At 26.2% G+C, this 13,206-nt stretch carries 10 protein-coding genes; all 10 read left to right on the top strand.

The window, feature by feature from the left end; genetic code table 11:
• Positions 1-7: 7 nt before the first annotated feature.
• The 10 genes from NWE74_RS00390 to cas5b all read left to right on the top strand — a co-directional run bounded on the left by NWE74_RS00390 (position 8) and on the right by cas5b (position 13,184).
• Positions 8-1,396: a metallophosphoesterase gene (locus tag NWE74_RS00390; protein ID WP_258241277.1), complete on the top strand. Its 1,389-nt coding sequence runs from the start codon at positions 8-10 to the stop codon at positions 1,394-1,396.
• A 24-nt stretch (positions 1,397-1,420) separates the two neighbouring features.
• Positions 1,421-2,812, top strand: coding sequence for a metallophosphoesterase (locus NWE74_RS00395; RefSeq protein ID WP_258241278.1), 1,392 nt, complete (start codon positions 1,421-1,423; stop codon positions 2,810-2,812).
• 21 nt (positions 2,813-2,833) lie between these two features.
• On the top strand, positions 2,834-4,939 hold the full coding sequence (locus tag NWE74_RS00400) for a HAMP domain-containing sensor histidine kinase (RefSeq protein WP_258241279.1): 2,106 nt from the start codon (positions 2,834-2,836) through the stop codon (positions 4,937-4,939).
• Positions 4,940-5,364: 425 nt separating this feature from the next.
• Positions 5,365-6,687, top strand: a complete 1,323-nt coding sequence (gene brnQ, locus NWE74_RS00405) for a branched-chain amino acid transport system II carrier protein (protein ID WP_258241280.1) — start codon at positions 5,365-5,367, stop codon at positions 6,685-6,687.
• A 287-nt stretch (positions 6,688-6,974) separates the two neighbouring features.
• Entirely contained in the window at positions 6,975-7,871 is an 897-nt protein-coding gene (locus NWE74_RS00410; RefSeq protein WP_258241281.1) for a glycoside hydrolase family 73 protein, read from the top strand.
• 180 nt (positions 7,872-8,051) lie between these two features.
• Positions 8,052-8,999 (top strand): helix-turn-helix transcriptional regulator, encoded by a 948-nt coding sequence (locus tag NWE74_RS00415; RefSeq protein WP_258241282.1) that lies wholly within the window; start codon positions 8,052-8,054, stop codon positions 8,997-8,999.
• A 66-nt stretch (positions 9,000-9,065) separates the two neighbouring features.
• Entirely contained in the window at positions 9,066-9,803 is a 738-nt protein-coding gene (cas6, locus tag NWE74_RS00420) for a CRISPR-associated endoribonuclease Cas6 (RefSeq protein ID WP_258241283.1), read from the top strand.
• 5 nt (positions 9,804-9,808) lie between these two features.
• Positions 9,809-11,596 carry a type I-B CRISPR-associated protein Cas8b1/Cst1 gene (cas8a1, locus tag NWE74_RS00425; RefSeq protein WP_258241284.1) on the top strand — a complete coding sequence of 596 codons (1,788 nt, stop codon included), beginning with the start codon at positions 9,809-9,811 and terminating at the stop codon, positions 11,594-11,596.
• 1 nt (position 11,597) lies between these two features.
• The gene (cas7i, locus tag NWE74_RS00430; RefSeq protein WP_258241285.1) at positions 11,598-12,506 is read left to right on the top strand and encodes a type I-B CRISPR-associated protein Cas7/Cst2/DevR; all 909 of its coding nucleotides are present in this window, start codon (positions 11,598-11,600) and stop codon (positions 12,504-12,506) included.
• A 3-nt stretch (positions 12,507-12,509) separates the two neighbouring features.
• A complete protein-coding gene (gene cas5b, locus NWE74_RS00435) occupies positions 12,510-13,184 on the top strand; it encodes a type I-B CRISPR-associated protein Cas5b (protein WP_258241286.1) in 675 nt (224 codons plus the stop codon).
• Positions 13,185-13,206 lie beyond the last annotated feature (22 nt).

Genomic DNA, 13,206 nt, shown 5'->3' on the forward strand with positions numbered 1-13,206 from the left:
AAGTTTTATGAAAAGAAAAATAATAATATCAATATTAGGAATATCAACATTATTAGTATCAGGGTGTAGCACACCAAAAACAACAGAAATAAATGTATTAGCCACAACAGACTTACATGGTAGTATACCATATGAGTTATCTGAATATGCAAAAAATGAATTAAAAAAAGAAGAAAATGTGGCCCTAGTAGACGCTGGAGACTTCTTAGATGGAGATGATGGAGGAGCTATGGACAAATATTTTGAGTTAAAACGTAAGGATTATGAAAATAACAAACAAATTCATAGAGAAATGCCTCTAGCAAAAGATATGAAAGAAGTAGGATATGATGCTGTAGTGCTTGGAAATCATGAATTTGTATCAATTGATAAATCTGGCTTAGATAATATAGTATCTGATTTTAATAAACAAGGTATAGATGTGTTATCTGCAAATACATACAATAAAGATGGATCAAATTATGTAAAGCCATATATTATAAAAAAAGTAAAAACTCCTGAGGGAGAAGTTAATCTAGGAATATTAGGTCTTACAATAAAAGAAGTAGGAGAAAGTAAGCATTGGGATGAAGAAAGTGGAAAACTTGTAGAAGCAAAATCACTAGAATTAAAAGACCAGCCAGGGTTTGAGAATTTATATATGAATGACTTAGTAGAAGATGCAAAAACATATGTAAAAGACATGAAAAAAGATGGTGCAGATGTAATAGTTGCAGTAGCTCATTCAGGAGAAAGACCTAAAAAGCCAAAACATCCAGGAAATAGAATACAAGATTTAGCTACACAAGTAGAGGGGATAGATGCAATAGTAGCAGGTCACAATCACACACAAATAAAACAACATGATTATACAAATAAAGCTGGAGAAAAAGTAATAGTAACTGAGCCTGGTGATCACGGAGATTGTATTTCTAAAATAAATTTCAAACTAGAAAAAGACAAAGATAATTGGAAGGTTGTAGATAAATCAAGTGATCTAAAACAAATTGAACAACCCCCTTACGTGAAAAACTTAGAAGACTTTTTTGGAGGCTTAGCTAGTATATATGAAAAAACAACAGAAATAAATTTAGCAAAAATAATACCATTTAAATGGGACAAGGTATATTATTTTAAAACTCCAATAAGTAAAGAAGAAATATACGATAAAGTAGGATATAAATGGAAAAGTATAGCAGATGATATAGATAAAAATATGCTACAACTTGTATTTATGGAAGGTGAAAAAGTAGTTTGCTATATATCTGTTGATAAAGAATTATTTAAATTTGATATGAAATTTGATGAATCAGATTATGAAGGTAATGTTGTAACTATTTATCCAAATAAAAATGACAAATTCAAAGTAAAAGCAAATAAAGACGATTTTAGCAAATACTTAACACATATAAAATAGCAATAAAATGTAAGGGGAAGTTTTATGAAAAGAAAGATAATAATATCAATATTAGGAATATCAACACTATTAATATCGGGGTGTAGCTCAACGAAAACAACAGAAATAAATGTATTAGCAACAACAGATTTACATAGTTTCATACCATATGAATTAGGCGAATATGCAAAAAATGAGTTAAAAAAAGAAGAAAATGTAGCCTTAGTAGATGCAGGAGATTTCATGGGTAGAGATGATTCTGGTGCTGTGGACAAATACATTAGCTTAAAGAATAATGATGATAAAAATAACAAAAAAGTTTATAGAGAAATGCCTTTAGCAAAAGATATGAAAGAAATAGGATACGATGCTGTAGTACTTGGAAATCATGAATTTGTATCTAGTGATAAATTTGATTTAGATGGCATAGTATCAGATTTTAATAAACAAGGTATATATGTATTATCTGCAAATACATACAATAAAGATGGCTCAAATTATGTAAAGCCATATATTATAAAAAAAGTAAAAACTCTTGAGGGGGAAGTTAATCTAGGAATATTAGGTCTTACAATAAAAGAAGTAGGTGAAAAATGGCATTGGGATGAAAATGGAAATAAAGTAGAATCTAAATCACTAGAATTAAAAGACCAGCCAGGGTTTGAAAATTTATATATGAATGACTTAGTAGAAGACGCTAAAATATATGTAAAAGAAATGAAAAAAGATGGTGCAGACGTAATAGTTGCAGTAGCGCATACAGGAGAAAAACCTAAAAAACCAAGACATCCAGGGAATAGAATACAAGATTTAGCTACACAAGTAGAAGGAATAGATGCAATAGTGGCAGGCCATAATCATGAACAAATAAAACAGCATGATTATACAAACAAAGCTGGAGAAAAAGTAATAGTAACTGAGCCTGGTGATCACGGAGATTGTATTTCTAAAATAAATTTTAAACTTGAAAAAGATAAAGGTAATTGGAAGGTTGTAGAGAAATCAAGTGATCTAAAACAAATTGAACAACCTCCTTTAGGTAAAAATGGGCAAGAATTTTTTGGGGCAATATTTAAGATAGATGAAAATGCGAAAGAAATAAATTTAGGCAAAATAATATCATTTAAATGGGATAAGGCATATTATTTTAAAACTCCAATGAGCAAAGAAAAAATATATGAAAAAGTAGGTTATAAATATAAAAGTCTTCCAGATGTAGTAGATGAGAGCATGGTACAAATAGTATTCATGGAAGGCGAAAAAGTAGTTTGTAATATAGCTTTTGATAAGAAGCTCTTCAAATGTAATCTTAAATTTGATCAATCAGATTATGAAGGTAATACTGTAACTATTTATCCAAATAAGAATGATAAATTTAAAGTGAAAATAAATAAAGAAGATTCTAGTATATACTTAACGCATATACAAAATCAATAAATAGATGAAAGTGAGGGAGCTATGAAAAGTAATAAAAAAATAAAATTTACCCTATTAATTATATCAATGTTATCATTATCGATATTTTTAATATCATTACCAACAATATTTATGTATGCAATGAACTGTAATGGTGTAACAACAAGTTATATGCATGATGACAAAAAACTTATAGAAGAAGATTTTTATAAAAGTCAAGCATTTGATGAAGCAGTAATGAGACCACTTATAGGCTATTTAAATACAGCAGTTACAAGTGATAAAGATTTGAAAAATAATGAGAAAAAAGAATTAGATCAAAATAAAAAAAGAGCAAAAGAAAACTTAAGCAATTTAAGTAATGTAGAATTTATAGCAATAAATAAAGATACAAATGAATACTACACAAATACTTCAGCTAAAGACATAGAAGAATTTGAAGGTCTTGTAGCACAAAAGCAGAGAAAAGCTGGTTGTGTAGTAGCAGATATTGTATCAGAAGATAAAAGTATTCAATACAACAAAACCATAAATACAAAATTATATACAAAAATGGATTCAGAAGGAAGGCTAGCTAGTTTAATAAATATAGATAATATAGATATACAGGTTGCTGTTACTAAAAATATAGCACCAGGTGATTGGATATATGGAATCTATAAAGGTTACCAAAATGATGTATTATTTTTCAAAGTAGCAGGTGGAGTATCTGTAATATCATTAATAGTATGCTTATTATCTATAATACTTTATAAATTATCTAAAGTAGAGTTATTTAGTAGAGATAGTTTTGCTATAAAAGTTTTAAATAAGATACCTATAGAGCTAAGGTTATTGTTAATACCAGTAGTTTTATTTTATGGATTTTGGCTAGTAAATTCACTTTCATATATATACTACGATGCATATTATTATGATGTAGTATATAGTATTATCTTTAGTATTTTATATTTATTTATCGTATTCATGCTGATATATATAAGTGGGAAACAAATAAAAAGTATAAAGAGTAAAGAAGATATATTAAATCAAAGTTTAATAATAAAAATATTTGTACTATCTAAAAAAACAATAAAGAATACTAGTAAAAAGAGAAAAGATGTAATTACGAAATTACTTAAATCAAATCAAAATATGCCTTTAATAAAAAGAGTAATGATAATAGTAGGTATAGGCATTGTAGCAAATACAATTATAAGCTTCATATGTGTATTACTTTGGGCTAACTTTGAATTTGTAGGTGCTATAATTGCTATGATGCTAAGTAATGTTGTTTTAGTAGGATTAGCATATCTTCTAATAAAAAAACTAGCATATTTAAGTGATATAATAGAAGGAACAGAAAACATAAAAAATGGAAATTTAAGCTATAAAATAGAAGTGAAGGACAATGATAACTTTACAACTTTAGCACAAAACATAAACAATATAGGAGAAGGTCTAGAAAACTCAATAGACAAGCAATTAAGAAGTGAAAGAATGAAAAGTGAGCTTATAACAAATGTAAGTCATGATTTAAAAACACCTCTTACATCTATAATAAATTATATAGACCTTATAAAAGATGAAAAAAATATACAACCAGAATATATAAATGACTATGTAAATGTATTAGATTCAAAATCAAAAAGGTTAAAATCATTAATAGAAGATTTATTTGAAGCTAGCAAAGCAAGTAGTGGAAATATAGAATTAAACATAGAACGTATAGAGTTTGATCAGCTAATAAGACAAGCCATTGGAGAAGTAGAAGAGAGGCTATCGCAATCAAATTTAGATATTAAACTTAATATGCCAAAAGAAAAAATACACATAAATGCAGATGGAAAAAGATTATATAGAGTTTTAGAAAATTTATTATCAAATATAGCTAAGTATTCACTTTCAAATACTAGGGTATATATTGACGTAACAACAGAAAATCAAAAAGTAAAATTAGTTATGAAAAATATATCTTCTTATGAACTAAATTTTGATGCAGAAGATATAGTAGAGAGATTCAAAAGAGGCGATGAATCTAGAAATACAGAAGGTAGTGGATTAGGACTAGCTATAGCAAAAGATTTAGTCATTATACAAGGTGGAAACTTTGATATAGATATAGATGGAGATTTATTTAAAGTTACAATAGAATTTTTCACAGTTTAAATAACTAAAAGAGATAAGTAAATAAACTTATCTCTTTTTTACGCTTAAAGAAATTATGATCCTTAGCAATCGGAGTATAATTATTGTAATTGAGTAATATTATACATTATGACTATCGTAAAAAAGACGTTTTTGAGCAACGTACAAAGTTGTTGGGAATTTAAATAAAGTAGAATTAATACAACTTAATAAAATATTATTAATTATTTTAATATTAACATAGATGATATGTTAAACAATATAAAATGTAAATTAGATATGTTACTATTTATTTAAAAAATAATGTTAAAAACATGTTAAAAAAATAATAAGAATTCATACAAATGCTAAGAATAAGTTAAATAATTCGAATTTTATTGAATATTTAGACAAAAAAATATACAATTACTTCAATACAATAACTATAAAAAACATAGGGGGCGCTTATGAAAAAACAATACAAAGATACCATAGTTGTAGGATTTGCATTATTTGCAATGTTCTTTGGGGCAGGAAACTTAATATTTCCACCGTATTTAGGTTTAGTATCCGGTAGTCATTGGTTAACAGGATTTAGTGGATTTGTAATAGCAGATGTAGGATTAGCCTTATTAGCAATATTAGCAGCAGCTAAGTGTCAAGGAGATATAAGTGTAGTACTTGGAAGAAGTGGGAAAACAATTTCAGGTATATTGGCAGCAGCAATTATGATTTGCTTAGGGCCACTTTTAGCAATACCAAGAACAGGAGCAACAACATTTGAAATGGGAGTTGCACCTATATTTAGTGGATTTAGTCCAATATTATTTTCAGTAATATTCTTTGGCTTAACACTTGTACTTACAATAAAGCCATCAAAAGTTGTAGATATTATAGGACAATATTTAACTCCAGCATTATTGGTAGCACTAATATTTTTAATTATAATGGGTGTGGTATCACCACTTGGTGATTTAAGCCAGCCAGCTAAAATAGATGCCATATTTGCAGAAGGTATATCTCAAGGATATCAAACAATGGATCCATTAGGAGCAATAGCTTTATCTGCTGTAGTAATAATATCTCTTGGTCAAAAAGGATATAAAAAAGAGTCTGAAAAAGTAAAATTAACATTACAAGCAGGAATTGTCGCAGGAGTAGCACTACTTATAGTATATGGAGGACTTGCATATTTAGGGGCTACAGTTGCTGGTCAGTTTAAAGGAGTAAATCCAGCTGATATAAATCAAACAGCATTAATAGTAAACATAACAGAGCAACTACTAGGTCAACCTGGTAAAGTAGTATTAGCAGTTATAGTAGCATTAGCTTGCTTAACAACTTCAATAGGTCTTGTTTCAGCAACAGCTCAATATTTTTCTAAAATATCAAATGGAAAAGTAAAATATGAAACAATAGTAATTGGAGTATGTATATTTAGTGCAGTAGTAGCTAACTTTGGTGTTAGTACAATAATATCATTCTCTGCACCAATACTATCAATAATTTATCCTGCTACAATAGTTTTAGTATTAATGACTTTATTTAGCAGTAAAATTAAAAATGATAATGCTTTTAAATTTGCAACATATATAGCATTACTTGTAAGTGTTATTACAGTTGTAGACAGTATGGGAATTAAGATGTCATTTATACACAAATTACCTTTTGATAGCTTAGGATTTAACTGGATAGTTCCTGTTATAATTGCTGGTGTAGTAGGCAGTTTAATTCCATCAAAGAAAGCATCAAGTAGTGATAGTTTAAATCAAGATATTATAAATAAATAAGAAAAAGTATAACTTAAAAATTTATAAACATATTTTAAATTAAAAATAATCTAAGTATATATAGAAGTTATATTTACTTAGATTATTTTGTTTTATTTTTTTTCATTTTGTAACAATTATGAAACAAAATTGATATATACTATATTTATGAAGAAAAAAGGAGAAAAAATGTTTAAGTGTTTGTGAATAGATGGTAAAATATTATCTTGTAAATAAGTTTTTAAATATTAAAAATATAAGTATAACAAGCACTATATAATAAAGACAATAAAGGAGATAGTTATATAATGAAAAAAAGTAAAATATTAATATTAATTATTGCCCTGATAGCAATAGCTGTGGGTGCAGGATACGGTTGTTATAGGTGGTATTCTTTGAAAGAGTTAAATAAAGAACAAATAAAAATAAGTGACTATATAGAATATACAGATCTTGCAAGTGAAAATACAGCACAAGTAAATTGGAAGTATGTAGCTTCAATAATAGGGGTTATAGAAAATAATAATTTTGAAAAAGCAACAACTAATGAAATAAAAGAAATAGCTAAAATGTTTGTTAATGATAAGCATAAACTAAACTCTTTAGATACAGTACTAGAAAAAATAGGATTTAGTAAAAATGAAAAGCAAAGAGCATACGATTATATAGAAGATTTAAAATACTACGGTTTAACACCTAGTAAATTAGAATCAGACTCTCAATACATTAAGTTCATAGAAAGTATAAAAGAAGGAGCAATAACAAATTATAAAAAATATAAAATACTTCCTTCTGTAACAATAGCTCAGGCAATACTTGAAACAGGATGGGGACAATCTGAATTAGCAAGCAAGTATAACAATTTATTTGGAATAAAAGCGGATAAGTTTTGGAAGGGTGAATTTGTTACTTTAGAAACTAAAGAGTTTTCTGGAACTGTAATAAATGATAAGTTCAGAAAATATAAAGATAAAGATCAATCAATATATGATCATGCGAAATTCTTATATGAAAATAAAAGATACAGAGAAAATGGAGTATTTGAATCAAATACTTACAAATATCAAGCAAATGCACTTCAAGAAGCTGGATATAGTACTCTTATGAATGATATGGGAGAAAAAATATATGCAAAACAATTAATACAATTGATACAACAATATAACTTACAATTGATAGATAATGAGGCGCAAGGTCAAAAATAGAATAGTATATAGTTTACTAATAATTAATATAAAGAACTTAGGATTAATAATCTTAAGTTTTTTTAGTTTACATAATACTAAATAAGGTATAATTAAATATTAATATTTTTGTTTTAATATAAAAGGTTTTTGTTAAAAAATGTAGAAAAAAAGTATATTGAGAAAAAATGATATGAGGAGATGATAGATATAAGTTCAATACAAAATATTATTAAGATGATAATTTTATTGCAAAGTAGAGGTAAAATGAAAGGATTTGAATTAGCACAAGAACTAGAGGTAAGTGAGAGAAGGATTCTAAAATATAAGAAAGATTTAGAGGCTGCAGGAATATGGATAGAATCTAAACCAGGTGCATACGGAGGTTATTCTATAATAAGCAATAATTTGCTTGGTGCTAATATAAAAGAAAAAGATATAATCGTATTAGAAATGCTAAAAGAACAATTATTATACAACAATGACATTAACAAAAATGAATTTATAGAAATTGTGGATAAATTAAAATCTGTAGTTAACAGCAAAAATAACTTAAATAATTATATGGATTATTTCACAGTTCAATCAAAATGTAATTATGATTATAAAAAACAAAAAGAATTATGTGATAGCATTATATATTCATATATAACAAAAAGAAAAATACAAATTGATTACTATTCTCTATCATCAGGGTTAAAAAATAGAGTAGTTCATCCATATGGTATGTTTACTTATAAAGGTGATACTTATATGGTAGCGTATTGTGAAAGTAGAAAAAGATTTTTGGATTTTAAGATATGTAGAATAGAGAGTTATGAAGTATTAGAAGAAAAGTACAAATTCAATGATGATTTTAATTGGGATGAATACAGTAAAAACTGTGTAGGTATCTATAAAGATGGCGAAATTGATTTAGTTTTAAAAATAAATAAGCCCTTTTCATTAATAATAGAAGAAAAAATATGGGTAGATAATCAAGAAATAATACAAAAAGAAAAGTATATAATCTTTAAAGCAAGAATGAATGGATATAGTGAAATAAAGAGTTGGGTTTTGAGTATGGGATCAAATGCAACTGTGTTAGAACCACAAAAACTAAAAGAAGATATTAAGGAAGAAATAAAAAAAATAAAAAATTTATATTAATTTTTTTATTACTACCTAAAAACGTCTACATTGGTGTTTATAATGAACTTAAGAGAGGTGAAGTAAATGAGAATAAAAATTGAACTGGGGACAAATGTTTTTCCTAGATACTATAGTTTATTAGGAACGAGTATTATAAAAGAAGCTATAAAAAAGTCTAGCAAAGAATATTTTGAAAATCTATATTATTATGAAGATAAGAATAATAAAGCTAGTAAAAATTTTACATTTTCATTCTTTGTAAAAAATTATGAAATAGAAAAGAATAACTTTATGGTAAAGGATAGAGTAACCATGTATATAAGTACCCCAGACTTAGAGTTAGGATTAAATATATATAATGGAATTGTTAACACTAAGATATTTAAGTATAAAGAATATGAAATGAGTAGAATTAAAGTTAGCTTAGTAAATGAATTAGATATAGATAGTGAAGAAGTGATTTTTAAGACATTATCACCAATATGTATTAAAGACAATACAGGTAAGTTTTTAAATATAGATAGTGATAACTATGTGGGAGAGTTAAATTATATAACAGATATAGTTTTAAAAAATTATAGAGGTTATGGATTAAAGAAAGAACTTAAATTTGAAAATATAAACTTAAGAAAGATAGTTGTAAAAGAGCCAATGAGAGAATTTAAGCAAATTACTAATAGAGAATATCAATTTGTAAATTCTTACAGAGGTAAGTTTATATTAAGAGGAGACAGTGAAGATTTAAATGATATATATAGGTTAGGAATTGGATTTAAGCGAGGTCAAGGATTTGGAAATATAGAAACTGTAAGTGGGAGGTGATATAAGTGAATCTTAGGGTATATATGAACGATTGGTCAATGAATATGGGGATTGTAGGATTTTTAAATATATTGAATCATGTGGATCTAAAAGATGAAGTAACTATGAAAGATAACTATATAGAATTTGATAGTTCAATATTAGAAAATTTTAACAAACATTACTTCAAATATTTTTTAGACAAAGATAACATTTATAAGAGTATAAATAATAATGTTATCATGAAATTGAATTATATAAAATCAAATCATGATAAATTAAAATCAACAGTAGAACAATTAAAGAAAGATTTAATGTATCAAAATGGTAAAGTTAAAAACTATTTTAAAGATGACGCTAAGATAATTTCAGAAAATTTAAATTTACTAAAGGGTATAAAAAAAGAAGAAGATTTGGAACATTTAAATGAAATAGTAAATAATTGTTTAGAAATATTTGAGAAGCGATATATTAATGAAAAATTAACGATAAATAAAACTAGAAGTTATATAGGCGATAATTTCTTTGGACAAGTTAGTTTTCTTCAAAAGCCTAGAGCTACTCTTAGTATAGAAGAGCAAGCTGAATTTATGTATAGAGATTATATATTACCGATACTAGATTACTGTAACCTAAATGAATTATTACAAAAACAAGATATAGATAAGCTGATTGAATTTATAGATAAGAGGTTAGAAGATAAAAATACATCTAAAGCTATTGAGGGTATATTCAAAGATATAAAAAAGATATCAAAAAAAAATAAGGATATAGATTTAATACTAAATTATTATAATAGTGATAATTTGAAAATATGTGAAATGTGTTCTGATCATAAAGGAATAGTAAGTAATTATACAGAAGGCCATTTTTCTCCTCTTGCGGTTAGTGGAGATAATGCAATGAATATGTATTGGGATATGAAATTAGATTTTTCTATTTGTGATATATGTAAGTTAATGTTATTTTGTACACCTGCAGGATCTAATATGGTAAGAAAAAACTATATAAAAGAAGGCGAAAATGAATTTTACACATTTATAAATATGGATACATCAATAGATGATTTATATAATAAAAATATAATCGTTAGAAATGCAAAAGATAGGGATTCAGTATTTAAAGAACTTATATTAGATATGGTAGGGGAAAATAAGAAAAAGAGTGAATGGCAACTAGGTAATATATTGTTTATAGAGTTTAAGGCAATAGATTCTAAGAAGTGTACGTTGAATTATTTTGATATACCAACATATTCATCAAAATTCTTCTGCGATGAATCAAAAACGCTAGATAGTATAAAAGATAAAAGCTTAAAGTTATCAGTAATAGATTTAATTTTGAAAGAGAGAGATTTAAAATATTTAATTAATGAAAAAATTAGAGAAAAACTTACAGATTCATTAAATAGTTCAAAAGGATTTTATACTTCAACTAATGACATATATAAAGTTATAAAGATAAGGTATACATTAGATTGTTATAAAAAGGGAGGAAAAGAAAAAGTGGATGAGAAGAAGCTAAAATCAGTTAGATATGCAGGTAGAGAAATACATGATTATTATGTTCAAAATAACTCGAAAAATAAGATAGATGGAATTGCTTATAGACTTTTAAATACAGCGAAGGTAAGAAATAAGAAAGATTTTATGGATATAATACTTAGATTATTTATGAGCTGTGAAAAAAGTGTTCCAACAGTATTTTTAGATGTAATGGCAGAAAAAGAATTAGATTTTGAATCAATAGCTTATGCATTTATATCAGGACTTATATCAGAAAAATATGAAACAAATACAATGGAGGGAAAATAATATGAAAAAGGGATTAACTGCAAGTATAGTATTTAATGCACAAAGTTTAAACTATGGAGAAGGAATAGGTAATATATCTGAACTTAAAAAATTAACTAGAGCTGATGGTAATATGTATACATTTGCATCAAGACAAGCTATAAGATATGATATGGTTAGATTAGCGCATGACTTTTTTAATTGGAATTTACAAGTAGTAGATAAGGGAAAAGGAACTATACAATTCAAAGACAACTTAAGTATAAAAGATTCACAAGAGATGGATTTATTTGGATACATGAAAACTAATAAAAAAAGTGATGACTCTAAAGGTGGGTCAGCAACAAGAGAAGCAGTAGTAAGACTAAGTAATGCCATATCACTTGAACCATATAGAAGTGATATGGACTTTTTAAACAATAAAGGTTTGGCAGATAGAATAGGAGAACATCCAAATTTAGCTAATATAGAGCAACACTTAAGTTTTTATACATACACATTTACAATAGATTTATCTAAGATAGGTAAAGATGGAGACATAGAATTATCTAATGAAGAAAAATGTGAAAGAGTAGTACAATTACTAGAAGTAATAAAAGTTTTAAATAGAAATATAAGAGGAAGACAAGAAAATCTATCACCATTATTTGTAATAGGTGGTATATATGACATAACAAATCCTTTCTTTTTAGGAAGAATAAAATTAAACTCTTGTCAAAGTGGTTATAGTATAAACTCTAATGCTATAAAAGATGTTGTTGATTCAACATTTTTAGGTAAGAATTTAAAAGATTTTACATCAGTAGGGATAACAGATGGAGTATTCAATAATAAGGAAGAATTTGAAACAATATTATCAGAAAAAGTTTTAAGTGTGGATAAGTTCTTTAATGGTTTAATAGTAGGAGTAAAAGAGTACTATGGGGTGTAGATGATGAGAGCATTAAGATTAGATTTATTTCAAGAAACGGTATGTTACAAAAAGCCATTTGCAATGAAGATATCAGAAACTTATCCTTTGCCACCATATTCAACTGTAAATGGTATGTTACATAAATTATTAGATGCTAATAGTTATATTCCTCTAAATATTAGTATTCAAGGAAACTATGAAAGTATAGTAAATAACTATCAAACAACTTATTTTTATAAGAAGAAAGAAGTAACAACTATGCCAATGAATCAGCATATGCTTTTAAATATGAAGTTGATAATTCATATAAATGCAGATGATAAGATATTAGATAAAATATATGATAGATTATTAAACTTAGATGAATATTTATCATTAGGAAGAAAAGAAGATTTAGTTAGAATAGATGATATTAAATTTGTAGAAGTTCAATCATATGATGTAGATGATGATAATGAAGATGACTATGAAGAAAATGAATTAAGCGGATACTATATAAAAATGCCTATATATATTCCAAAAAATAAAGATTATAAATTAAATGGAATAAGTTATAGACTTAATAATTTTTATTTAAATGATAGAAGCAGTTGGAATAAGATAGATACACTATATGTTGAACATGGAAAACAAATTATAGATGGTGAAATACTATTAGATGAATATAAAGAGTTAGTTTGTTTTAATAATATATAACAGAATAAGGCAAGTATAGTTA

It is taken from the genome of Romboutsia lituseburensis (assembly GCF_024723825.1).
Classification (GTDB): domain Bacteria; phylum Bacillota; class Clostridia; order Peptostreptococcales; family Peptostreptococcaceae; genus Romboutsia_F; species Romboutsia_F lituseburensis_A.

Bases quoted from the DNA above. Each gene is read 5' to 3' on its own strand.
- NWE74_RS00390 (WP_258241277.1), top strand. From the start codon at position 8: ATGAAAAGAAAAATAATAATATCAATATTAGGAATATCAACATTATTA.
- NWE74_RS00395 (WP_258241278.1), top strand. From the start codon at position 1,421: ATGAAAAGAAAGATAATAATATCAATATTAGGAATATCAACACTATTA.
- NWE74_RS00400 (WP_258241279.1), top strand. From the start codon at position 2,834: ATGAAAAGTAATAAAAAAATAAAATTTACCCTATTAATTATATCAATG.
- brnQ (WP_258241280.1), top strand. From the start codon at position 5,365: ATGAAAAAACAATACAAAGATACCATAGTTGTAGGATTTGCATTATTT.
- NWE74_RS00410 (WP_258241281.1), top strand. From the start codon at position 6,975: ATGAAAAAAAGTAAAATATTAATATTAATTATTGCCCTGATAGCAATA.
- NWE74_RS00415 (WP_258241282.1), top strand. From the start codon at position 8,052: ATGATAGATATAAGTTCAATACAAAATATTATTAAGATGATAATTTTA.
- cas6 (WP_258241283.1), top strand. From the start codon at position 9,066: ATGAGAATAAAAATTGAACTGGGGACAAATGTTTTTCCTAGATACTAT.
- cas7i (WP_258241285.1), top strand. From the start codon at position 11,598: ATGAAAAAGGGATTAACTGCAAGTATAGTATTTAATGCACAAAGTTTA.
- cas5b (WP_258241286.1), top strand. From the start codon at position 12,510: ATGAGAGCATTAAGATTAGATTTATTTCAAGAAACGGTATGTTACAAA.